A 23,379-nucleotide genomic window follows, 5' to 3' on the forward strand; every position below is an offset into this window, starting at 1 on the left:
AATAGGATGTCATTTGCTGCAGATGTGAAGAAAGAACTAACTGGTTTGGAAGTTCATCGAGAACATGCGAAAGCGGAATTAGCTGCTTTGCTGCGAATGAACGGCTCTTTAGGTATTGTGAACCAGCAGTTTATTTTGAACGTCCAAACAGAAAATGCTGCAATTGCCAGACGTATCTATTCTCTTTTGAAAGATCATTATCAGGTACGAAGTGAGCTACTCGTTCGTAAAAAAATGAAATTAAAAAAGAACAATGTCTATATCGTCCGGTTGAAGCAAGGCACAAAAGATGTGTTGATGGATCTTGATATCATGGATGGTATGATGTTCAATGGACACGTTTCGGACGAGATTATGGGAAATTCGCAAAAAATGCGTTCTTACTTACGTGGTGCTTTTATGGCCTCAGGTTCAGTCAATAATCCGGAAACGAGTCGTTATCATTTGGAAATATTTTCTATTTATGAACAGCATAACCAAGACATTTGCGATATGTTAAATTATTACGGTCTACATGCTCGAACGCTTGAACGGCGCAATGGCTATATTTCTTATTTAAAAGGAGCAGAAAAAATTGCTGATTTCTTAACATTGATTGGTGCAACCAACTCAATGCTCCGATTTGAAGATGTTCGAATCGTACGGGATATGAGAAATTCGGTCAATCGTCTAGTCAATTGTGAGACAGCAAATCTGAACAAGACGATTGATGCGGCTTCTAAACAAATCGAAAACATCGAATTGATCGAAGCAAAGGTCGGTCTACATGCTCTTCCTGAAAAACTTCAGGAAATCGCAGAACTTCGGCTTCAACATCCAGAGGTCAGCTTGAAAGAATTAGGGGAAATGATTCCCTCAGGTGCAATATCAAAATCGGGAATTAATCACCGAATTCGCAAAATAAATGAATTTGCGGAAAAACTGCGTGAAGAAGCAGTTTAATCCAAAGAAAAAACTGATACATGAAGCAGGAGATGCGAATGTATCAGTTTTTTTTTAAAAGCTATACTTGCTTTTCTTCCGTCAAACTATAATTCCAACTTTACTGGTGTAACATAATTTTGAAAGGCTTCTATTGTTTTTTAATACAATCGTATAAAAAGCGGGGAGACAACTGAATGAAGATTTTAGTTTTATACATAAACTTTTGCTTAATATAGAAGTCCTGATATAGATAGGATCAAGTATTTATCTATAACTGGAGATTAATTAAAAACTGGAAGGAACTGCTCGATCAACCTTGAGAACTGTTTTTCTTACTTCTGGTCAAGATTCTCGTGGTTGGTGGATAAGGATGGTTGATAAGTTCATTGGATTAGCTAGCCGAAAACAACCAGGTGTAATTAATGTAGAAGTTTTAACAAGGGAATGGAGTGATTTATTCAGTGATAATCATAAGTTCATAAATAGTAATTGGGATGTATGATTGGTATACGTTATACCTGAACTTGAACTATCAAGATTTGGTTTAGAATTTGAGAATCGATGTTTATAAAGGGAGGGCAAAAAATGTGCTTTTTTACAACTTTTACTATCATTATGATTGCAGTACTTTTTATTTTTCTAGATATAGCAAAGCGAAATACAGCATTTTTATTATATCGGGTTTTACTTCGAGCAGGTCTCATAACATTTATATCGATCGTTGGATTTTTTCTATTCACAGTTATTGTATTTATTTGGAGAACTACAGCACCACCATTGCCAGAGATTACATATGGAGAATTTCCGTTTAGTCTTGAATATGAAATAGATGAGGAAAGAATTTTGATTGAAGATACGGTGATTGCAGAATTTATAGGAAGTTTTAGAGGGAATGTGACAACTCAACCTAGACGAAGTTGGAGTATAAAACTTTTAAATAATAGTGGAGAGTTGAAAGCATTTCATTATGAATTCTTAATAATAGAAAGTGAAGATGTAACAATCACTTTAAGTAGTGGCTCTGCTGGATATTTTATGAATGATGGTGGAAGCAAGCCACAGCTCACAGTCCGTGATCGTATTGCAGGTTTTATGCATTTTTCTCACTATGACTTAGAAGAAGCTCGTAAAATACTTGCAGAATATGGGATCACATTAATCAATTGGGAATATGCGCCACCGATAAGAAATTTTTTCAATGATTATTATTAGTCTTATAAAAAACAGAATGTAAAATTTATGTGCGCGAGTATTTAGTTTTCCATTTTTTGTTTGATAGATATATAGCATTGTTGAAGCATGGGATAGGGGCATCAATTTTATCAATGAGGTTGGTCAGGCAGTTAACATAATTGGTGATGCTATAAATCCATTTAATTGGAATTGGGGGAATTAGGTGTGGAAACAGTGAGATTATGGATATTCATGAAAAATTTTCGTTCGGCTTTGAGATATGTTATTCTGGAATCAAAATCAGGTTATTATCTGATTGACACAGATCACTATACTTTTTGGGGAGGCTACCTTTTTCCGATTTTTAATTGGATAATCCCCCATAAGGTTATGAAAATTAACTTGCCTGCAGAAGAAATAAATAGATTAATACTCAACAAAGATTTACAAAGGAAAAGAGAGAAAGAACATTCTAATGTTGCTTGGATAGGTCCAGCATTTGCGGTAGTGACTTCTTCAATTGTCGGTCCTATCCTAGAGAGTATTTATAGTGATTTTTCTATTGAGATTCGTTATTTATTTGTTACTTTAAGTATAGCTGTTCTTTTGTGCATAAAGGGTTATGTTAGCAAGAAGAATAAAGATATTTTAACACTAATCGGTGTAAACAATTTGTCTAGTACTAAAATTATACTGTTTCCTGAATCTATAAAAGAAGGATCAAGGTTGTTGATAATTTTTATAATGCTTATACTGTTTTCTGTTTCTTCTATGGTGGCGTTTATAGTTTCAAATAATTGGTTTATTCTGGCAGGCGTAATGCTTTTTTCTAGTTTCTATTTATTTAGTAATGCTCTATTAGCACAGCGAGGGAAATATAAGTTTAAAATATTAGATTAGATATTATTTTTAGAGGGGATAAATATAAAATGAAAAGAGGTTATTTATAATGGAAAAAGTATTACCAATTAAGAGCTACTGTATTCCAAGGCTTTTCATCATAGAATTTCAAAAGTAAAGGCATATGTTTCACAAATAGTGTCTATCCTGGCTAGATAATTCTTCTACTATCTGCTTTAATTTCAGTAGACTTTTCGGCAAGATATTTGCTAATGAGATGAATAGAGATTACAACCCGCCTATAACCGCTTAAAACAAGCTTTTTTAAAGTATAGTTAGCAAGTCGTATTCATATGTTCAAAGAGGAGGGCTTATGAACTTTGAATTCATTCCGTGTGAACAGAACAGTAGGGGGAAGTAAAATGAAAGAAAAGCCTATAAATAAATGGTCATTGTATAAAAATTCAATGTTTGGAGTTGTTATCTTTGGTGTTTGTGCTGGATTATTCCTTTTCATATTATTACAAACGGTGACTCTTTTCTCTTCTAATCCTACTTATGGATGGATAGACAGTATAGCCTTAGGGATGTTTGCGAGAGGATATGGATTCTTATTGTTGTTCTCAATTCTCACACTAAGTCCAATCCATGGACTCATTCAACTTTGGAAGCAAGAACGAGCCTTAAACTTTTCGTTCTCGGAAGAAATGGAAAAACACAACATAACAGGCAGTATGTATGTGGATGATCAATGGTTTATCAGCACTGATGAGGTAAAAATAGTTGCCATTAGGAGAGATTACCTGCAGAAAATTCATAAAATAAAAGATCCTAATGGGAAAAAGGCAAGGTTAATTATAACTTTGATAACATCTAATGGTAAGAAGTTAAAACTTGCAGGATCATATGATAATGTTAAAAAGTTCGAACATTGGTATCTGCAAAAAGACAGCATTAGTCTTAATAAACAATTTGAAAAAAATTAATCAAAGTCATCGGCAACACGAATAATTTGACATCTTGATATGTGATATAAGCAAAAACGGCATTTCTGAGACCGAACAGCATAAAAAATTTAAATGTTGGAATTTATATAAGCAAAACCCAAGAAGCTAGATGCGATAGAGCATTTAATTTCTTGGGGTTTTGCTTGGGAATCAGCATATCAATTTAAATGATCATCTTGGTATTTCAAAAGTGGGTACGATTACAAATAGTTGGAGCAAAATAGTGGGTAAAATTACCATTCCAGTGTCTGTCTTGCCTCTTTTTCGTCAATCACAAAGAGACGAGATTCATAGGAAAAATCGATACAGGGTATGATTTCAATGATATTATGACCAATTACAAAATAGGATTGATAAAGCATTTTTTGCATTTTTATAATAGTTTATTGATAATAATGTATGAGGTACAGTATAATGATTTAAAAGGTAATGTGTTGTGACCGAATTAAATGAACTAATGCCTATTTTTTATATTCCTTAGTGGACAAAAATGGAGACAGTGAAGTTAGGAGCATTGTATCCTTTGTTGCGTAGTTCAAAAAAGTAAGCGATTTCTATAATGGTCAGGGTAAACGGTGAGGGCTGTCCACGTAAATCCTACTATTGAAATCACAATGATCGGACATTCAAAAGGTGGTGCTGAAGCAGCAAATTAAGTAGCTATAAATACGAATGCGATTATATTTAATCCAGCGACAGTAAATTTATCTGCTTATGAATTAGACTCAAACACATATACAGCAAACATGGTGGCTTATGTTGTCGAAGGAGATGCATTAAATAATTTTTTCGGTGGAATAAGTAGTCCGATTGGAGAGTTAATCATGTTAGATAGACAATATGATGCACCTTAGTGGAGAATGATATCTCGCATAGGTAACTCAGTAAAAAATCAAGGTATGGAAGCAATTATGTCTGCATTGGAAGATCGATATAGATAGGCGGATATGAATAGTAATAGGGGGAATAAAATGGAATACAATGGATCAATGAGAATTGTACAAATTATATTTTGGATTGCATCGGGAATTGTGATTATAGGAGGAGTGTTTTTGATGTTACCAAGCTTAATATTTCCTTTCTTTGCATTAATCTCGCCTAAAATACCCGAACCGGAAATCACCTATGGAGAATTTCCATTTAGGATTGAATACGAATTAGATGGACAGCTTAACATAATTGAAGATACTGTCATAGCTGAGTTTAACGGATGTGAGTTCAGCGCAGGTTCTATGAAAAGAGAACGAAGATGGAGAAGTAGATTAGCTAGTGGTAGAGAAGATCTACCTTTTGGGGACGATCTAGGAATCTATTTTAGTCGAGGAAGTGCGCAATATTATATGGGGGAAAATGTACAATCAATGTCATTAAAACCACATATAGCCCTTAGAAATCTCGAGGAAGGTTTTAGAAGAGAGGTAGACTTTATATTAGGAGAAAGTGGATACATAAGAACTGTACTTAATTTCGGAGAAGCGCAAGAAGTTTTGACACAATACGGAATTACCTTAATCAACTGGGAAATATCTGAACCGATTGTTAACAATTTTGGTGATTAGAAAACAATTACGATAAATAGAAACAAGCCAAATCATCAGCAAGTAAAAGCTGATGATTTGGCCTTTCTTATACGAGTAGTAGGAATTCATAGCGAATATTATTACGACCAGTAGATATTTTGATATTAAAGGAGTATTACGAACTAATATGTGAGAATGTAGAGGTGATGTGCGAATAATGAGAAATTTATCAAATAGAAACAAAATATTAATCATTATTGTTGTTATAGCTGTGTTTCATCTGGGAACGAATGCGGTTTTAAGTAGAATAATATTGGGCCCTAAGCCACCAAGACCAGAAATTACCCGAGGGGAGTTTGATTTTAGATTAGAATATGAAGTAGATGGGGAAAGGATTGTGATAGAAGATACAATTGTTGCATTATTTGATGGATTTTCTGCAGATGCAGGTAGCATGGCAGGGTATCGCACGTGGCGTTTGCATTTGGCGAGTGACAAGAGGGCACAACAATTATTGTTACATGAGTTAGATGATGGTCGAAAAATATATTATCATTTTGGAGGAGCTGGATTTTATATGGGGGAAGTTAGTAGCAGTGTAACTGTAACAAGGAAAGATTTGCCAGGTCTTGGCATTCGAAACTCCATATTTTATATCGAGCGTGGGAGAGATACATCTATTGGGAACAGGAGAGGGTTAACTCTTGAAGAGTTATATAATGACTTTGGAATCCGTCTTATTAGTTGGGAACACGATCCACCAATAGAAAATCGCTTTGAATAATCGAAATCTACTAATCCATTTCATCAGCCAGTGAATGTTGTAATGGAACAATTTGGTTTAGTGTTCAAAACCATTGAAATACTAGGCTGTGATCAGCAAAAATGAATCTGAATAAAAAAGAGAGCAACTATTAGATGAGAGGAGTTAAGAGTTGTTAGCTTTATACGAATCAAAGTGGCAAATACAGATGCGTATGCATTTGTGTTTGCCATCTTGCGTTTGGTAGACGAGATAGGTATAAGCTAAAGAAACAACTTGTTTAAAATAAACGACCTAGCTCAACAAACGACCATCTAATCAACTAACAGCATACATAAAAGCAACTATTTTTGAAGTAGAATTGAAAACGGGATAACTTAAAAAGTGATTGGGATACTAGTGAGAATCACCGTACATAAATATTACTCGTTAAGGGGAATTGAGAAATTTTGTATGAAAATTTAAGAATTAGTTAGTATGCGCAAGTCAAAAATATGAATAAATTATTTGGTGGAGATAATTTGCTTAGCTTGTCATAAGAAATGAGATAATCTGGCAGATGCAAGCTTTTGGACACCATTTATTCGGAATAAGGAGGCTGGGACAGAAGCGTTTAACTCCAAGAAATAAGAAGGAGTTGCTTCTGCTTCCGCCGTTTATACGTGTTTTGAGCGTGAGACAAAAGTGTTCTTTACTTTTGTCCCACGCTCCTTATTTTTTTATTTTGTTTGGATCAATTCTTTTAATTCCTCTATTGAAATAGATTCATCAAAGATTTCTTTACCCAAGATGACAGTTGGAACAAATCGAATATGTGCTTGCTCAGCTTCGTTGATGACAGCTTGGCTCAGCTGTTCGTCTTTTTGTTCTGTCAGCTTTAGTTTATCTACTGCAAAATTCGCTACTTCTTGGAGAGAAAGATGTTTCCACTCGTCTTGAGTATCGAATATTTGTTTGATCTCTTTGATCGCTTTTTGACCATCGCTGATTGTGAGATACCGGTGCATCACGTTTCCTCGCTGCAAGCTTTCTTTTTCTTTATCGAACAATTTGATCACTCGCTGCAATTGCCCGCTTTGGACTGCTTCTTCTAATAGCTCATAAGATTCTTCAAACCATTGTCGGCAATACGGACAAGCTAAGTTGATGAATTCGACCATTTTTTTAGGAGCATTCGATGAACCATAAAGGATTCCTTTTTGTGTATTTGTTTTCGTTGCATCAATCACTGATATATCCATGTTAAAACACCTCTTTCGCTTATAGTTTATACATGTCTGACAAAAAAAGGCAACGATTTAGACTGTTTGTCAAAAAAATTAGATGACCAATTCAAATAGATATATGTAAAATATTTTTATAAATAAAAGAAAAAAATGGCATGTTTTACGTTATAATGGAACAGATAATAAGAGAGAATATGAACAAGGATGATGAATCATGCGAAAAATGAAAACAATGGATGGCAATACGGCAGCCGCATATATTTCTTATGCATTTACCGAGATTGCTGCAATATATCCAATAACACCCAGTTCGACCATGGCTGAATTAGTAGATCAATGGTCAGCAGCAGGTAAAGAAAATGTATTCGGTCAACCAGTAAAAGTAGTAGAAATGCAATCCGAAGCAGGAGCAGCTGGTGTGGTCCATGGATCATTGAAAACTGGTGCACTGACAACTACATATACCGCTTCACAAGGGCTGCTTTTGATGATACCGAATATGTACAAGATTGCTGGGGAACTACTGCCAAGTGTTTTCCACGTTGCTAGTCGGGCAGTGACGACAAATGCGTTGAATATTTTCGGAGATCACGGAGACGTGATGGCTGCAAGACAAACAGGATTTGCTATGTTAGCTGAAAGCAGTGTACAAGAAGTGATGGATTTAGCACCTGTTGCCCATCTTGCTTCTATTGAAGGAGAAGTCCCTTTTTTGAATTTCTTTGATGGATTCCGTACGAGTCACGAGATTCAAAAAATCGAAGTTTTGGAATATGAAGAATTAGCTCCTCTGATCAATCAGGAGAAATTAGCTTCATTTCGTAAACGAGGGATGAATCCCAATCATCCGACTGTTAGTGGTACGAACCAGAATCCAGACATCCATTTTCAACAACGGGAAACGATCAACCCCTATTATGATAAATTACCTGAAATCGTTCAAAAATATATGAAAGAGATCAACCGATTACGAGGAACTTCTTATGACTTGGTGACTTATTACGGAGCAGACGATGCGGAAGAAGTCATTGTTTCTATGGGATCAGTTGCACAGACGATTGAACAAACGATTGATTACTTGAATGCAAACGGACGGAAAACAGGTTTTTTGAATATCCATCTTTATCGTCCTTTTCCAGTGGAAACATTCGTGCAAAAGTTGCCTCATACAGTAAAAACAATTGCTGTTCTTGATCGAAGTAAAGAACCAGGGGCAGGTGGAGAACCTCTCTTATTAGACGTTCAAAGTGCATTATATGATTCTGAACTTCGCCCGGCTGTTATTGGTGGTCGCTACGGATTGGGGTCTAAAGATGTGACTCCCGACCAAATCTCAGCAGTTTTTGATGAATTGAAAAAAGACCCAAGCATACGCAAAAAACGTTTTACCATAGGGATCGTTGATGATGTGACTTATCAATCTTTGGAACCAAAGGAAAGTCTGGATTTGACAGAACCGCAAACATTCCAGGCCAAGTTTTGGGGGTTTGGATCTGACGGAACAGTCGGAGCAAATAAATCAGCTATCAAGATTATTGGAGATCACACCGATAAATATGCGCAAGGCTATTTTTATTATGATTCGAAAAAATCTGGCGGTCTAACTGTCTCTCATCTTCGTTTTGGAGATACGCCGATACGTTCTGCGTATCTTGTCGAGCATGCGGACCTTGTTGCCTGTCACACACCAGCTTACCTGCATAGCTATGACTTGGTCAAAGGATTGAAGCCAGGTGGCATTTTTTTATTGAATACTCTTTGGAGCGACGAACAATTAGAAACGCATCTGCCCTTAAAATTAAAACGTTACTTGGCTGAAAATAACATTAGATTCTATACGATCAATGCCATGAGATTGGCCCAAGAAGTCGGTTTGGGACGCCGGATCAATACGGCAATGGAAACGGCTTTTTTTAAATTAGCTGACATCATTCCTTTTGATGAGGTGATTCCGCTGCTAAAAGAAGAAGCCCTGAAAAGCTATGGACATAAATCAATGGCTATCGTAGAAAAAAACATACAAGCAATCGATCGGACGACCGAACTGCTTCATCAAGTCGCGATCCCAGACCATTGGAGAACGTTGGAGATGCCTGAAAAAATCAATAAAAGGAACACTGGTTATGTACAAGAAATACTTGAACCAGTGAATGCACAGGAAGGAAATCAACTCTCTGTTGGTACACTTGTAGCAAATGGAATGACAACAGGAGAGATGCCTTTAGGAACGGCTTCTATGGAAAAGCGGGGCGTCGCTTTAGAAGTACCTGAGTGGATTAGTGATCGCTGTACGATGTGTAATGAATGTGCCTTTGTTTGTCCTCATGCTGCCATCCGTCCATTTTTAGCAGATGAAGAGGAAATGGAAGAAGCGCCAGAAGGATTTATCGTGAGAGAAATGCGAGGCGCAGACGGCGTAAAATACCGTATCCAAGTTTCAGTGGAAGACTGTACAGGTTGTGGTCTGTGTGTAGAGGCTTGTCCCGCAAAAGAAAAAGCTTTAGTGATGAAGCCTTATGAAGAACAGAAAGAACAAGCTGTGAATTGGGCTTTTGCAATGACATTAAGACAAAAAGCAAATCCAGTCAAAGGAAAGAATACTGTCTTGTCTACACAATTCAATCAACCGCTTCTTGAATTCTCGGGCGCTTGCTCAGGCTGTGGCGAAACACCTTATGTAAAATTATTGACACAAATGTTCGGTGATCGAATGATGATCGCGAATGCGACAGGCTGTTCTTCTATTTGGGGCGGTGCTTCTCCTGCTTCTCCTTATACGACAAATGAATGTGGTCAAGGGCCTGCATGGTCAAATTCTTTATTGGAAGATAATGCTGAATTTGGTTATGGTATGCTTCTAGCGGCACAGACTCGTCGCGAGGCTTTGGCAAGTTCAATCAAAGAAGTATTGCCAAAAGTATCAGAAGAACTACGAGAATTGATGGAAGACTGGTTGGTACACGTGTTTGAGAGTGAAGGAACGCAGCAAAGAGCAGCAAAACTGCAAGCTGCGATCGAAAGCGAACGATCAATTGTCCCTGAACTGGAGGATATATACAAGAGAAAGGATCTATTCGTAAAAAACAGTCAATGGATGATTGGTGGAGACGGATGGGCTTACGACATTGGTTTTGGCGGGATCGATCATGTACTTGCCAGCGGAGCAGACGTGAATATTCTTGTTTTGGATAACGAAGTCTATTCCAATACTGGCGGTCAAACCTCAAAAGCAACACCAGCTTCGGCAATCGCTAAATTTTCGGCTAGTGGAAAGTATGCTTCAAAGAAAGATCTAGGAATGATGGCGATGACATATGGAAATGTTTATGTGGCGCAAATTGCTTCAGGTGCCAATCAAATGCAGACGATAAAGGCATTTGAAGAAGCAGAAAAGTATCCTGGACCTTCTTTAATCATTGCCTATACGCCTTGTATCACACATGGTTTGCTTGGTGGAATGAAAGAATCGCTTAAAGAAGCAAAAGAAGCTGTTTCTTCTGGCTATTGGTCATTATATCGATATAACCCTGCAATGGTCGAAAAAAACAAGAACCCAATGACTTTGGACTACAAAAAACCTGATTTCTCTGCTATGCCTGATTTCATGAGGAAACAAGTTCGCTTTTCCTCGCTAGAGAACGCAAATCCAAATCTTGCAAAAGCTTTATTTGAAAAGACTGTCCAAGACGCTAAAACACGTTTTTACAACTATGCTGCACTGACGGGAGAATTAGAAAAAATCAAGAAACGACTTGAACCAGAGGAATCTATCGATGTACCCGTTAAGACTAGAAAAGAAAAAACGACGGACCTTGAAGCAGAAGAAAGAAGAGCTGCTAGAAGAGCTGCCAGAGCAGAACGACGTAAAAAAATGGAACAAGCTACAAAAGAAAAAAAGGAAAAATAACAGAAAAAATATAATGAATAATTCTCTGAAGTTTAAAAATATTTATTGCAGAGAAAAATAAAACGCATACTTGCAATTTTCCTGAAAATTATGCGTTTTTCTCAAGAAAAATACGAGCAGATCAGCCTCTAAAATTAAAACATATGATATACTAGAGAGGAAATCTCAAAAGAGAAGAGAGGCTTTTTATGTCATTTCAAATCGGGGAACTTTTTAATTTGGACTATTGGCAGCAAATGTTTTCCGGTGACTTGTTCTCTCTGAATTTTTTGGTGAACATACTTGATATTCTGGTTGTCTGGTATCTTGTATACAAACTGATCCAACTGCTGCGAGGCACAAAAGCGATTCAGCTTCTGAAAGGTGTAGCTATTTTTATTGTTATCCGAATCGTAGCGGAAATCATTGGTCTGCACACCTTGTCTTGGCTGATGAACCAAGTCATTACGTACGGGGTGATAGCTGCTATCGTGATTTTTCAGCCGGAAATCCGGAGAGGACTGGAACATCTTGGACGCAGTTCGCTTTTCAAACAATCAAAAAGCGAACAGCAGGAAGATGAGAAGATGATCTTGTCTTTTGACAAAGCCATCCAATATATGTCCAAGCGAAAAATCGGTGCGTTGATCACTATCGAACGTCATACTGGATTAGATGAGTATATTGAGACAGGAATTGCATTAGATGCAGATATCACTGGAGAGCTGCTGATCAATATCTTTATTCCTAATACACCGCTGCATGACGGTGCAGTTATTGTAAAAGAAGGAAAGATCGCAGTAGCAAGCGCCTATCTTCCTCTATCAGAAAGTATGTTGATTCCAAAAGAATTCGGGACTCGACACCGGGCAGCTGTCGGTATAAGCGAAGTCAGCGACGCGATTACCATCGTTGTCTCTGAAGAAACTGGGGATGTCAGCATTACATTAGATAATGAACTGATGGCTGGCTTATCCCAGCAAGAATATTTGGCAATTTTGCGTAGAGAACTAATTGCTGAAGAGAAAACAAAAAACAAGAAAAACGTGATTCAATCTTTCCTAGACGGTATGACTAAGGGAGGGGATCGCAAATGATCTCAAAAGAGAAACGGACAAGCATTCTTTACAGTTTTATTGCATTGCTGTTCAGTATTGCGCTGTACTTCAATGCAAATGGCCAGTCCGTTCCAAATACGCTTTCTGGAAATGAAGCGTATAATCAAACAGTTACTGGGGTGCCGATCAAGATTTCTTATGATTCAAAGCGCTACTATATCCATGGATATGAAAATGCAGTGACTGTCAAACTTTCCAGTGCAAACCGAGTTCAGTTGAATGCAGAGGCAAACGAAGATACACGGATGTTCCGCGTCACAGCAGATATCACTAAGCTGGGCGAAGGAACACATGAAGTTCCGCTAAAAATTCAAAATTTGAGCAGTGCTGTCACAGCAAAGATCGAACCATCGACTATTACAGTAACGGTTGAGAAAAAGGTAATAAAAGATTTCGATGTGGAAACGTTGATTCCTTCAACGTTCACACCATCTGGATATGAACTTGATGATACTTCCGTTAGTCCTAAAAAAGTCTCTATCACTACAGGTGACAAAACATTGGCAGAAATCAAACGAGTAGTAGCTGATGTGGACGCTTCGATGGTCACAGATGATGGGATTAATAGTGAGGTCCCAATACAGGCGCTGAATGCAGCAGGGGAAGTATTAAGTATCGTCTCTGATCCAGTGCAAGTAACAGTGAGAGCTGATTCGATCAAGCCAAGCAAGTCGGTACGACTTTATGGGATACAGCAAGGAACACCTGCTGCCGGGGTAGAAAGCTATGATTTCAGTTTTTCAAAACTGGAAGCAGAAGTAAGCGGCTCTAGCGATTTGCTTGCATCGATCGGTGACAGTATTGCTGTACCGATCAATGTCTCAGGTATCAATCATCGAACAACTCGTAAAATTGAAATACCAGTAGAAGAGGGGTTAAGTATCAAGCCCGAATCAGTTAGTGTGGAGATTACACCCGTGTTGCAAACGTCAAGCAGTAGCTCTGCTTCGACGAGCAGTCGGACACAAGAAAATACAAGTACGAGTAGAAGTATTTCATCTGCTGATTCAGGAACGGAACCATCGACAACAACCATTTCTTCCAGTTCGGAATCTGGGACAAGCAGCTCGACCACAAGTACAGAAGAAACATCAGAAACAAGCGAATCAACACAAATGAGCAGAACAAATTCCTCAGAAAATTAAGTTAAAGGAGTAATTTTACAACTATGGGTAAATATTTTGGAACAGACGGCGTACGCGGTGAAGCCAACAAGGAACTTACGCCAGAACTTGCATTTAAGCTGGGACGGTGCGGAGGTTATGTCCTAAGCCAGCATGAAGAAGAAGGAAAACGCCCACGCGTGTTAGTAGGGCGGGATACAAGAATCTCAGGTCAAATGTTAGAAGAAGCGCTGATTTCAGGACTTTTATCGGTGGGTATCGAAGTGTTCCAGCTAGGTGTGATCTCTACACCAGGTGTTGCTTATCTGACACGTTTGCAAAAAGCAAGCGCAGGGGTCATGATTTCTGCTTCTCATAATCCAGCACAAGATAATGGAATCAAATTTTTCGGTGCAGATGGTTTTAAACTAGTAGATGACCAAGAGCTAGAAATTGAAGCATTATTAGATGCTGAAGTGGATGAATTGCCTCGTCCATCAGCTGAAGGATTGGGAACTGTAGAAGAATTTCCAGAAGGCTTATTGAAATATTCTCAATTCCTTGTACAAACGATCAACGGTGACCTTTCCGGTTTGACCATTTGTGTCGATGCAGCAAACGGAGCAACTTCAACAAGTGTTAATCGTTTGTTTGCCGATCTTGAAACAGATTTTTATACCATGGGCACAAATCCAGACGGGTTAAATATCAATGATGGCGTAGGCTCTACCCATCCAGAACGTTTAGCTGAGATGGTCGTTGAAAAAGGAGCAGATGCTGGACTAGCTTTCGATGGCGATGGCGATCGTATTATTGCGGTGGATGAACTTGGAAACATTGTCGACGGTGATAAAATCATGTTTATCTGTGCTAAATACTTGGCAGAAAAAAATCGATTGAAAAAAGATACGATCGTTACGACTGTCATGAGTAACTTAGGATTCCACAAAGCGGTGGAAGGAATCGGTTTGAAAGATGTCGTTACACAAGTTGGTGATCGTTACGTTGTAGAAGAAATGCGCAAAAACGATTATAACTTTGGCGGCGAGCAGTCTGGGCACATGATTTTCTTAGATTTTAACACAACTGGAGATGGGATGCTTTCAGGAATTCAGTTACTGAATATCATGAAACAGACAGGTAAGAAATTATCAGAGCTTGCAGCAGAGGTAACAATCTATCCGCAAAAATTAGTGAATATCCGCGTAAGTGATAAAAACGGTGCGATGGATGTTCCGGCAATCAAAAAAGTGATTGAAGAGGCAGAAGCTGAAATGGGATCAGAAGGAAGAATCCTAGTTCGTCCTTCCGGTACAGAACCATTACTTCGAGTGATGGCAGAAGCGCCTACTGATGAGAAAGTTAATTACTATGTCGATAAAATCGCGGCAGTAGTCAAAGAAGAAATCGGACTGGATTAAGAGATATTTTCATAAAAAATAAAAGAACAAGGACCAGTGTCAGATGTCTGACACTGGTCCTTGTTCTTTTATTATTCTACTGTCACTGATTTCGCTAAATTACGTGGTTTGTCAACGTCGAATCCCCGTAATAGCGTTGCGTAATATGCAAGTAATTGAGTCGGTACGACTGTGGTTAGAGTAGTTAGATAAGGGTGGACAGTTGGTAGCACCAGCTGGTCACTTTCCTTTTCTAATCCCTCTGAGACAATAACTAGTGTTTTAGCGCCACGGCTTTCGACTTCTTTCAGGTTTCCTCGAGTATGCGCACCAGTCACTTCTTCACTGATGATTCCGATCACTGGTGTTCCTTCTTCGATCAAAGCAATCGTTCCATGTTTCAATTCGCCAGCGGCAAAACCTTCTGCCTGGATATAACTGATTTCTTTCAATTTCAAAGCAGCTTCAAGAGAAACGTTGTAGTCAGCGCCACGTCCAATGTAAAAGGCATTTCTTGTATCGCTGAGATATACTTCTGCCAACTCTTCTAAATAATCTTTTTGGGCGATGACCGATTCCATCGCATTAGCAACTAAACTCAATTCATGAGTGATATCGAATACAAGAGAAGTTTCAAATTCTTTTTTATCACCGATAGCTTTGGCTAATAAAGTTAGTACAGCTATTTGTGCAGTATAAGCTTTCGTTGATGCTACTGCGATTTCGGGTCCAGCATGCAATAGCAGTGTAAAGGATGCTTCCCGCGAAAGAGTAGAACCAGCAACATTTGTAATCGTAAGTGAAGGGTAGCCGAGACGGTTGATTTTTACCAGAACTTGGCGGCTATCTGCTGTTTCGCCACTTTGACTCAAGAAAATAAAGAATGGTTTTTTTGAAAGAAGAGGTGTGTTATAGCCAAATTCACTGGCTAAATGAACCTCAACAGGGATCTGTGTCAATTTTTCCAAAGTCTGTTTACCTGCTAACCCCGCATGGTAACTAGTTCCGCAAGCAACGATATAGATTCGATCGCTATCAGACAATGTATCGACCAGCTTTTGATCAAGAGAGACACGATTGTCTTCTGTTACGTATTTTTGAGCGATACGACGCATGATAATAGGCTGTTCGTCGATTTCTTTCAGCATATAAAAAGGATAGGTACCTTTCTCGATATCTGAAGAATCTACTTGTGCTTCGAATGAAGAACGTTCTACGATGTCACCTGCAAAATTTTGAATAATAACTTTTTCTGATGTGACGGTAACCATCTCTTCATCTTCAATCTCAACGAATTCCTTCGTATGAGCAAGCATAGCCATTGCATCGCTGGCAATCACATTGAATCCATCGCCGAGTCCGATTAATAGTGGACTTTTATTTTTAGCGACGTAAATAACATCAGGTGCTGTCCGATCAATCAAAGCGAAAGCGTAAGAACCTTTGATGACCCGCAAAGCTTTTAAAAACGCCTCTTGCGTTGTAGTATCCTTCGCGAAAGTTTCAATTAGATGAGCGATAATCTCAGTATCGGTCTCACCAATAAAGTGGTCATTTGCTAAATAAGCAATTTTAAGTTCTTCAAAGTTTTCGATTACGCCATTGTGAACGAGCACGAAGCGTCCACTTTGGGAAGTATGTGGATGGGCGTTTTCTTCAGAAGGTTGCCCGTGAGTTGCCCAGCGTGTATGACCAATACCTATATTTCCTGTAGTATCAATATTTATTTTGTTTTTCAAATTTTGAATTCTGCCTTGTGCTTTGACCAGATAATCAGTTGTGCCATCTGAGACAAAGATACCAGCTGAATCATAACCACGGTATTCTAATTTTTCTAGACCGTCAATCAATCCTGGTGTTACATTTTTTAATCCAATCATTCCAACAATTCCGCACATAAAAAACATCCTACTTTCTATAATGAATTCGTATGAATGCTTCCAGCTGCAGGAAAATCCTTTTGTTTTATCTTTGCAGATATTTTTTGTGGATTTTCTGTAGAGTGCAGTCCCTAGGGCCATCCGCCGAATCTTTCGATAAACCCTCTCCTCGTCATCTGTTTACACAGACCTGGCGCTATCCTAAAAGGTATAACTATCCTCCTCTTTTGTTTTTTATCTGGAAACATTTAAAATCATAACCTTTTGCGAATGTTCTTGTCAACAAAAAAAGAATAAAAAATAAATTGGTATATATCAAATGCTTTGTCAAATGCTCTTTTTATGTCAAAAAATAATGGGTTTTTATCTATCATCTTTTTCAGGAGTTCGGTACAATAGAAAGTAATCGGATAGAGGAGGAGTAAAAATGGATTCAAAAATTGAGATCATGACACTGGGAATGTTAAAAAAACAATTGTCCAAATTCGAAGCATCAGCTGGTGTATCAGATGATACGAAAATATTTTTAGATACTGGCTGGGATAGCATCCAAGAAATCGCACCTGATGCCTTGGAAGTTGCTCAAGCTCGTGAGTTTACGGTAGAAGATGAATTGACAAAAGAGTCGTTTTCCGGGTATGCGCGGGAAGAAAAAGCAGAGCGGTTCGACACTTCTGAGCAGTCAGAAACTGTGATCGTCATAAAAAACTTGTATTAGAAAGGAGAAAGAATGAATAAGAGACGTTGGGCAGCAGTTCTGATTGCTGCAGGATTATTTGTGGTTTCGTTAGTTTCAGCTAGTTTGACTAAGCCTCAGGAAAACGATCAAATTGAGGGATTGAACAGTTGGTTATATGGGGATGAAGAACTAGCTTCAAATGTGTTGGAAGAGGGAGACAGTACGCAAAAAATCGTAAAATTATCAGTAGATGGAACGATTGCTGCGGGAGGGTCTTCAGGTTTATTTGCTTCTGAAGGTTACAATCATAAAAATTTTATGGAACAACTGAAGGCGATTGAAGAAGATCCAACAGTCAAAGGTATCTTTTTAGAAGTAAATTCTCCTGGTGGCGGTGTCTACGAAAGTGCGGAAATCGCTAAGAAATTGGATACGATTCGTAAAGAACATGATATCCCAATGTATGTCAGCATGAAAAACATGGCAGCTAGCGGTGGCTACTATATTTCTGCTCAAGCAGATAAAATCTTTGCAACAGAAGAAACAGTGACCGGCTCAATTGGTGTGATCATGTCAGGATTGAATTATTCAGGACTTCTAGAAAAACTGGGTGTGGAAGATACAACAGTTAAAAGCGGAGCGTTGAAAGATATGGGTTCAGGAACGCGACCAGAGACAAAAGAAGAAGAAGCGGTGCTTCAAGCATATATCGACAGCGCATATAGTCGTTTTGTAGCAATCGTCAGCGAGGGACGGAATAAATCTGAAGAAGAAGTCAAAAAAATTGCTGATGGAAGGATTTATGATGGTGTCCAAGCAAAAGAAGTAGGTTTAGTCGATGAATTGGGATTTCCTGAAGATGCTTTAAAAGCTATGCGAAAGGAACAACAGCTTGAAGATGCGGAACTAGTAGAATATTCTTCCACGCCATCTGGGTTTGCTAGTACATGGTTAGGAAGTAAACTAGCAGAATTCCAGGGATTGAAGCCTTCTGAGACTAGTCAGATCTTATCCGTTCTTGAGAATCTAGGGACAGCGGAATCACCAAAAGCAATGTATTATTACGGAGGTGAGTAAGCATGTCAGAGCTTTCAAATGAAAATAAGGAACAAGAAAAAGATAAGCAACAGCAGCCTGCTGTAGGACCTGACTCCAACTTTTCCCAAAAGGTACTGAGCTCTTTTGAAAGAGAGCCTTTGACGCCCGAAGAAATCAAAAAGAAACAACGTAAATGGAAAAAGTATACGGACACAAGAAATGAACCGCCAAAAGCAAATGATTTTCCTAAGTATTTCTATGCAGGTTTTTTTATCCGAATGTTTGCTTTCTTGGTCGATCTTTTGTGTATCGGAGCTATTACGCGTTTAACACTTGGTATTGCCAAAAATCTAGGTTGGCTTAATTTTTCAGATTCTTATCTGAGTATCTACGGATTCACAGCCTTACTTATTTATCTAGCGTATTTTATTTTATTGACGAAATTCAATCATGGTCAAACGATTGGGAAAATGATCTTTGGTATTCGAGTCATCAGCTTTGATGAAGAAGAACTTAGCTGGTCAACCGTTTTAGTTAGAGAAGGTGCTTGCCGGTTCATTCTAAAATTTCCTTTGCTGATGTTAGGGTATCTTCCAGCAATCTTTAATCAGAAAAAGCAACATCTAGGCGATTTTTTCACTAATACAAGTGTTGTTACGATCAATCTGATCAAAGCATTCAACCAGGAAGTCAACAGCTGATGAGCAATAAAAAGCAGTAACAGTTGAAAGCACCTTCTAAAAGTCAGATCTAAAATCTAGCTTTTAGAGGGTGCTTCAGTTATTTTTAATTGTCATGCTTTTTTTGTTTTGCTACTATTGAACATGAGCTGAACATGAGCTGAACATGAGCTGAACATGAGCAAGAGGAGGACACTGCGTGAAGCCGATTGATTTTCCAGAAAAATATGAGAATTTAATGCGAGTAGCACAACAAGCACTAGCAAACCAGCAATATCAGCAGGCAAAAGAATTATTTCAACGAGCTTACGAGTTGAAAGAAAGCTTTGAGGCTAATAGCCTGCTTGTTTTTTGTCTTTACGAGTTGGACGAGAAAAAAGAAGCATTGAAGCAAGCACTCTTGCATGAAAAACAGTATCTTCAAAATGAGGAGTTTGCTGAATTTTATTTTGACTTGTTAATCAGTACACAAGATTTTTTATATGCTAGAAAATTGATAGCAAGTACAGATTTTTATGAAGCTTTCGAGCAGCGGGTCATTGAAAAAATCCAATTTGCAGAAGAATTATCCGGACAAATGGAGAGGCAGAAGATCAAGGCACTCCACAATAAATCGGAGGAACTTCCTTCGTTGGAACCTGCACGTCAGCTTGCGTCTATTGATGAGATCGAACAGCTTCCTTATCATGAGTTTATCCAAACAGCGAGTAAACTTATTGTATCGCCAGAGGTCCATATTTTAGCAAGGGCAAAATTACTGGAGACACTTAGGCAATTGAACGAATGCCATCCTGTTTTCTATTTGACGATTGAAGAAAAGTTAGTCAAAGTCATACCAAAAGATCTGCCAAAGCCGCAGCAGCAGGCAAGTTACCAGCAATTATGTGTATTTTCAGATCGTTACGGGAATGAAGATGCGCTGCTTAGTTCCGTGTTAAAAGAAGAATTCACGTTGCAATCTGCAATTGTTTATCCTGTCTATGATACATACATCGAAGACCCGAAGCGCTGGTTTCAACTGACTGTAGAGGCGTGTACAGGAAAAACGATGTATGAAGGTACAGAAGATGAAAAACAAGATTTTTTAAAAAAAAGAGAAAAAATTTTGCAGCAAATGATCTTCTTCCATTAGATTTTATCAGTGAAAAAGATAAAAATGTTATGAAAAACAAGGATTCTATCCATTCAATATGTTTACAATTTGAAAGGGTTAGTGTACTATTTAAAGGTATGCATGAAACGTTTTTGATGTATAAAATGAATTTCTAAACTCGGAGGGAATTAAATGACTGCAACATTTGAAAAAAAAGGCACGAATGATGGTGTTTTAAAATTTACGATTGCGCAAGACGAAATCCAAAAAGGATTAACAACTGCGTTTAATAAAGTGAAAAAAAGCTTGAACGTACCTGGATTCCGTAAAGGGAAAGTTTCTCGTCAAGTATTCAACCGTATGTACGGTGAAGAAGCTTTATATGAAGATGCATTGAATGCTGTATTACCAGAAGCTTATGAAGCTGCTGTCAAAGAAGCTGGCATCGATCCTGTTTCTCAACCAAAAATCGATGTTGAAAGCATGGAAAAAGGTCAAGACTGGGTAATCACTGCTGAAGTAACAGTGAAACCAGAAGTAAAATTAGGACAATATAAAGATCTAGTTGTTGAAAAACAAGACCGTGAAGTAACAGATGCTGACGTGGATGCACGTATCAAACGTGAACAAGAAGCACAAGCTGAATTAGTTATCAAAGAAGATGCTGCAGCTGAAAATGGCGATACAGTAGTAATCGACTTCGAAGGCTTTGTAGATAGCGAAGCGTTTGATGGCGGAAAAGGCGAAAATTACTCACTTGAATTAGGTTCAGGCTCATTCATTCCAGGTTTTGAAGATCAATTAGTTGGTCATAAATCAGGTGAAAGTCTAGATGTAAATGTAACTTTCCCAGAAGATTATCAAGCAGAAGATCTTGCTGGAAAAGAAGCAGTCTTCAAAGTGACAATCCATGAAGTAAAAGCAAAAGAAGTGCCTGAATTAGATGACGAATTCGCAAAAGATGTTGATGACGAAGTATCAACATTAGACGAATTGAAAGAAAAATATCGCAAAGAATTAGTAGAAACAAAAGAAAAAGCAGCGGACGATGCAAAAGATGAAGCAGCGATCCGTATGGCTGTTGAAAACGCAGAAATCGTTGAATTGCCACACGTGATGGTTCATGATGAAGTACATCGTTCAATGGACGAATTCTTGAACAACATGCAACGTCAAGGTATCTCTCCTGAAATGTACTATCAATTAACTGGTTCTACAGAAGAAGACTTGCATAAACAATTCGAAGGTGAAGCAGAAATGCGCACAAGAACAAATCTTGTGATCGAAGCAATTGCAGCTGCTGAAAATCTTCAAGCAACAGAAGAAGAAATCAATGCAGAAATCCAAGAATTATCAGAAACATACAACATGCCAATCGAACAAATCAAACGCGTGTTGACAGAAGATATGCTGGAACATGATGTGACAATGAAAAAAGCAATCGAATTGATCACAGGTACAGCGACAGAAGCGAAAGAATAGAAATCAAGTAATAAATCATTTCTGAAGAAGCTACTTCTAGAAAATTGTTTATTCGAAATAAGGGACTGTGACACGATTTTGTCACAGTTCCTTATTTTTTGTTAAGAGTAAAAAATGCAAAGGTATAGGTCAGTTGATCCTTTGTTAAACACTTTTTCTTTTTACTAAACTATGTTATGATAGTAAAAGACTGTAAAGTCTTTGATAGTTTCTTGCATACTTTTTGCAAGTTAAGGGGTGAAGACCATGTATGACAATCCAAGTAGCAATGAGACCGTACGCTGTTCTTTTTGCGGGAAAACCCAAGAAGAAGTGAAAAAGATCGTAGCTGGTCCAGGGGTCTACATCTGTAATGAATGTATCGACCTATGTAAAGAAATCATTGATGAAGAATTTTCTGAAGAAGCTGTACGCGAATTCACTGAAGTCCCTAAACCACTAGAAATTCTTGAAGTATTGAATAACTACGTGATTGGACAAGATCGCGCAAAACGCTCGTTAGCTGTTGCCGTATACAATCACTATAAACGTGTCAATCAGCAAGCACAAGAAAACACAGATGATGTTGAACTGCAAAAAAGCAATATCTGCTTGATCGGACCTACAGGGTCTGGTAAAACATTTTTAGCACAAACATTAGCAAAAACATTGAATGTACCTTTTGCAATCGCAGATGCGACAAGTTTGACAGAAGCTGGTTATGTGGGGGAAGATGTAGAAAACATTTTGCTTAAATTGCTTCAATCTGCTGATTACAATGTGGAACGTGCAGAAAAAGGGATCATCTATATTGATGAGATCGATAAAATTGCGCGTAAAAGCGAAAATGTATCCATTACTCGTGACGTTTCCGGCGAAGGTGTCCAACAAGCCTTGCTGAAAATTCTAGAAGGAACTGTTGCAAGTGTGCCACCTCAGGGCGGACGTAAACATCCACATCAAGAATTTATTCAGATTGATACGACGAACATATTGTTCATCGTAGGTGGTGCATTTGATGGCATCGAAACGATTGTGAAGAATCGTATGGGCGAAAAGACGATTGGATTTGGTACACAAAACCAAAAACTTTCTGAAGACGAAAGTGTCATGCAGCATATCATTCCTGAAGATTTACTAAAATTCGGATTGATCCCTGAGTTTATCGGACGATTACCTGTTATGGCAGCTTTAGAGAAATTGACAACAGATGATCTGGTACGGATCTTGACTGAGCCGAAAAATGCGCTAGTCAAACAATATCAAAAACTTCTTTCTCTAGATGATACCGAACTTGAATTCGAACCTGAAGCGTTGAGAGCCATTGCGAAAAAAGCAATCGAACGCAATACCGGTGCTCGAGGACTTCGTTCCATCATTGAAGAAATCATGATGGATGTGATGTTTGATATCCCTTCAAATGAAAACATCGAAAAAGTGATTATCACAAAAGAAGCAGCTGAATTGTCTGGTGAGCCAACAGTAATCTATAAAGATTCAGAGAAAAAAGCGGGTTGATGAAAAGAGGCTGCCGTAAAAGTCATTTTGGCTTTTGCGACAGCCGCTTGCTTTATTCATCACCTTGTTA

The 23,379-nt window shown here is 38.2% G+C and carries 18 protein-coding genes and 2 pseudogenes; 18 read left to right on the forward strand and 2 right to left on the reverse strand.

Annotated features, from left to right (window positions below; genetic code table 11):
• Window positions 1–6 precede the first annotated feature (6 nt).
• From whiA to IGL70_RS05340, 8 genes and pseudogenes are all read left to right on the forward strand, one after another.
• Window positions 7–942: a DNA-binding protein WhiA gene (gene whiA, locus IGL70_RS05305; protein WP_002289698.1), complete on the forward strand. Its 936-nt coding sequence runs from the start codon at window positions 7–9 to the stop codon at window positions 940–942.
• Between the two features lie 567 nt (window positions 943–1,509).
• Complete coding sequence (locus IGL70_RS05310; RefSeq protein WP_002289700.1) at window positions 1,510–2,136, forward strand: hypothetical protein; 627 nt, start codon at window positions 1,510–1,512, stop codon at window positions 2,134–2,136.
• Between the two features lie 186 nt (window positions 2,137–2,322).
• The gene (locus IGL70_RS05315; protein WP_104765396.1) at window positions 2,323–2,997 is read left to right on the forward strand and encodes a DUF443 family protein; all 675 of its coding nucleotides are present in this window, start codon (window positions 2,323–2,325) and stop codon (window positions 2,995–2,997) included.
• A 362-nt stretch (window positions 2,998–3,359) separates the two neighbouring features.
• Window positions 3,360–3,608, forward strand: a pseudogene (locus IGL70_RS05320) (hypothetical protein); the annotation flags it as partial.
• A 36-nt stretch (window positions 3,609–3,644) separates the two neighbouring features.
• On the forward strand, window positions 3,645–3,923 hold the full coding sequence (locus tag IGL70_RS05325; RefSeq protein ID WP_025476782.1) for a hypothetical protein: 279 nt from the start codon (window positions 3,645–3,647) through the stop codon (window positions 3,921–3,923).
• A gap of 596 nt (window positions 3,924–4,519) precedes the next feature.
• Window positions 4,520–4,779 (forward strand): annotated as a pseudogene (locus IGL70_RS05330) (hypothetical protein).
• Between the two features lie 112 nt (window positions 4,780–4,891).
• The gene (locus IGL70_RS05335) at window positions 4,892–5,503 is read left to right on the forward strand and encodes a hypothetical protein (RefSeq protein ID WP_104765397.1); all 612 of its coding nucleotides are present in this window, start codon (window positions 4,892–4,894) and stop codon (window positions 5,501–5,503) included.
• 178 nt (window positions 5,504–5,681) lie between these two features.
• A complete protein-coding gene (locus IGL70_RS05340; RefSeq protein WP_104873759.1) occupies window positions 5,682–6,248 on the forward strand; it encodes a hypothetical protein in 567 nt (188 codons plus the stop codon).
• A gap of 698 nt (window positions 6,249–6,946) precedes the next feature.
• On the opposite strand, the gene IGL70_RS05345 is transcribed toward IGL70_RS05340, so the two are convergent.
• Window positions 6,947–7,468 (reverse strand): DsbA family protein, encoded by a 522-nt coding sequence (locus IGL70_RS05345; RefSeq protein WP_104873758.1) that lies wholly within the window; start codon window positions 7,466–7,468, stop codon window positions 6,947–6,949.
• A gap of 199 nt (window positions 7,469–7,667) precedes the next feature.
• On the opposite strand from IGL70_RS05345, the gene nifJ reads away from it, so the two are divergent.
• The 4 genes from nifJ (at window position 7,668) to glmM (ending at window position 14,981) form a co-directional block, all read left to right on the forward strand.
• Entirely contained in the window at window positions 7,668–11,360 is a 3,693-nt protein-coding gene (gene nifJ / locus IGL70_RS05350) for a pyruvate:ferredoxin (flavodoxin) oxidoreductase (RefSeq protein WP_104873757.1), read from the forward strand.
• A 188-nt stretch (window positions 11,361–11,548) separates the two neighbouring features.
• Window positions 11,549–12,436: a diadenylate cyclase CdaA gene (cdaA, locus tag IGL70_RS05355; RefSeq protein WP_002287821.1), complete on the forward strand. Its 888-nt coding sequence runs from the start codon at window positions 11,549–11,551 to the stop codon at window positions 12,434–12,436.
• A complete protein-coding gene (locus IGL70_RS05360) occupies window positions 12,433–13,602 on the forward strand; it encodes a CdaR family protein (protein ID WP_002287822.1) in 1,170 nt (389 codons plus the stop codon). Before cdaA ends, IGL70_RS05360 begins: the two co-directional genes overlap by 4 nt.
• Window positions 13,603–13,625: 23 nt before the next feature.
• The gene (gene glmM / locus IGL70_RS05365) at window positions 13,626–14,981 is read left to right on the forward strand and encodes a phosphoglucosamine mutase (RefSeq protein ID WP_002287824.1); all 1,356 of its coding nucleotides are present in this window, start codon (window positions 13,626–13,628) and stop codon (window positions 14,979–14,981) included.
• 71 nt (window positions 14,982–15,052) lie between these two features.
• On the opposite strand, the gene glmS is transcribed toward glmM, so the two are convergent.
• Entirely contained in the window at window positions 15,053–16,858 is a 1,806-nt protein-coding gene (gene glmS, locus IGL70_RS05370) for a glutamine--fructose-6-phosphate transaminase (isomerizing) (RefSeq protein ID WP_002323144.1), read from the reverse strand.
• Window positions 16,859–17,267: 409 nt separating this feature from the next.
• Here glmS and IGL70_RS05375 point away from each other — a divergent pair, with 409 nt between their 5' ends.
• The 6 genes from IGL70_RS05375 (at window position 17,268) to clpX (ending at window position 23,309) form a co-directional block, all read left to right on the forward strand.
• Window positions 17,268–17,558 (forward strand): hypothetical protein, encoded by a 291-nt coding sequence (locus IGL70_RS05375; protein ID WP_002287827.1) that lies wholly within the window; start codon window positions 17,268–17,270, stop codon window positions 17,556–17,558.
• Between the two features lie 12 nt (window positions 17,559–17,570).
• Window positions 17,571–18,596 carry a signal peptide peptidase SppA gene (gene sppA, locus IGL70_RS05380; protein ID WP_002323142.1) on the forward strand — a complete coding sequence of 342 codons (1,026 nt, stop codon included), beginning with the start codon at window positions 17,571–17,573 and terminating at the stop codon, window positions 18,594–18,596.
• 2 nt (window positions 18,597–18,598) lie between these two features.
• On the forward strand, window positions 18,599–19,258 hold the full coding sequence (locus tag IGL70_RS05385) for an RDD family protein (protein WP_002323141.1): 660 nt from the start codon (window positions 18,599–18,601) through the stop codon (window positions 19,256–19,258).
• Window positions 19,259–19,436: 178 nt separating this feature from the next.
• Window positions 19,437–20,369, forward strand: a complete 933-nt coding sequence (locus tag IGL70_RS05390) for a hypothetical protein (RefSeq protein ID WP_002296313.1) — start codon at window positions 19,437–19,439, stop codon at window positions 20,367–20,369.
• A 153-nt stretch (window positions 20,370–20,522) separates the two neighbouring features.
• On the forward strand, window positions 20,523–21,812 hold the full coding sequence (gene tig, locus IGL70_RS05395; RefSeq protein ID WP_104873821.1) for a trigger factor: 1,290 nt from the start codon (window positions 20,523–20,525) through the stop codon (window positions 21,810–21,812).
• A gap of 246 nt (window positions 21,813–22,058) precedes the next feature.
• Window positions 22,059–23,309 (forward strand): ATP-dependent Clp protease ATP-binding subunit ClpX, encoded by a 1,251-nt coding sequence (gene clpX, locus IGL70_RS05400; protein WP_104873820.1) that lies wholly within the window; start codon window positions 22,059–22,061, stop codon window positions 23,307–23,309.
• The last annotated feature ends 70 nt before the right edge of the window (window positions 23,310–23,379 follow it).

The organism is Enterococcus sp. DIV0901a (assembly GCF_051711525.1).
GTDB lineage: Bacteria > Bacillota > Bacilli > Lactobacillales > Enterococcaceae > Enterococcus_B > Enterococcus_B faecium.

Excerpts from the sequence above, each read along its gene's own strand:
- IGL70_RS05385 (WP_002323141.1), top strand. The coding sequence starts at position 18,599 with ATGTCAGAGCTTTCAAATGAAAATAAGGAACAAGAAAAAGATAAGCAA.
- cdaA (WP_002287821.1), top strand. The coding sequence starts at position 11,549 with ATGTCATTTCAAATCGGGGAACTTTTTAATTTGGACTATTGGCAGCAA.
- sppA (WP_002323142.1), top strand. The coding sequence starts at position 17,571 with ATGAATAAGAGACGTTGGGCAGCAGTTCTGATTGCTGCAGGATTATTT.
- clpX (WP_104873820.1), top strand. The coding sequence starts at position 22,059 with ATGTATGACAATCCAAGTAGCAATGAGACCGTACGCTGTTCTTTTTGC.
- IGL70_RS05360 (WP_002287822.1), top strand. The coding sequence starts at position 12,433 with ATGATCTCAAAAGAGAAACGGACAAGCATTCTTTACAGTTTTATTGCA.
- glmS (WP_002323144.1), bottom strand. The coding sequence starts at position 16,858 with ATGTGCGGAATTGTTGGAATGATTGGATTAAAAAATGTAACACCAGGA.
- nifJ (WP_104873757.1), top strand. The coding sequence starts at position 7,668 with ATGCGAAAAATGAAAACAATGGATGGCAATACGGCAGCCGCATATATT.
- glmM (WP_002287824.1), top strand. The coding sequence starts at position 13,626 with ATGGGTAAATATTTTGGAACAGACGGCGTACGCGGTGAAGCCAACAAG.
- IGL70_RS05375 (WP_002287827.1), top strand. The coding sequence starts at position 17,268 with ATGGATTCAAAAATTGAGATCATGACACTGGGAATGTTAAAAAAACAA.
- IGL70_RS05345 (WP_104873758.1), bottom strand. The coding sequence starts at position 7,468 with ATGGATATATCAGTGATTGATGCAACGAAAACAAATACACAAAAAGGA.
- IGL70_RS05340 (WP_104873759.1), top strand. The coding sequence starts at position 5,682 with ATGAGAAATTTATCAAATAGAAACAAAATATTAATCATTATTGTTGTT.
- IGL70_RS05325 (WP_025476782.1), top strand. The coding sequence starts at position 3,645 with ATGGAAAAACACAACATAACAGGCAGTATGTATGTGGATGATCAATGG.
- IGL70_RS05335 (WP_104765397.1), top strand. The coding sequence starts at position 4,892 with ATGAATAGTAATAGGGGGAATAAAATGGAATACAATGGATCAATGAGA.
- IGL70_RS05310 (WP_002289700.1), top strand. The coding sequence starts at position 1,510 with ATGTGCTTTTTTACAACTTTTACTATCATTATGATTGCAGTACTTTTT.
- tig (WP_104873821.1), top strand. The coding sequence starts at position 20,523 with ATGACTGCAACATTTGAAAAAAAAGGCACGAATGATGGTGTTTTAAAA.
- whiA (WP_002289698.1), top strand. The coding sequence starts at position 7 with ATGTCATTTGCTGCAGATGTGAAGAAAGAACTAACTGGTTTGGAAGTT.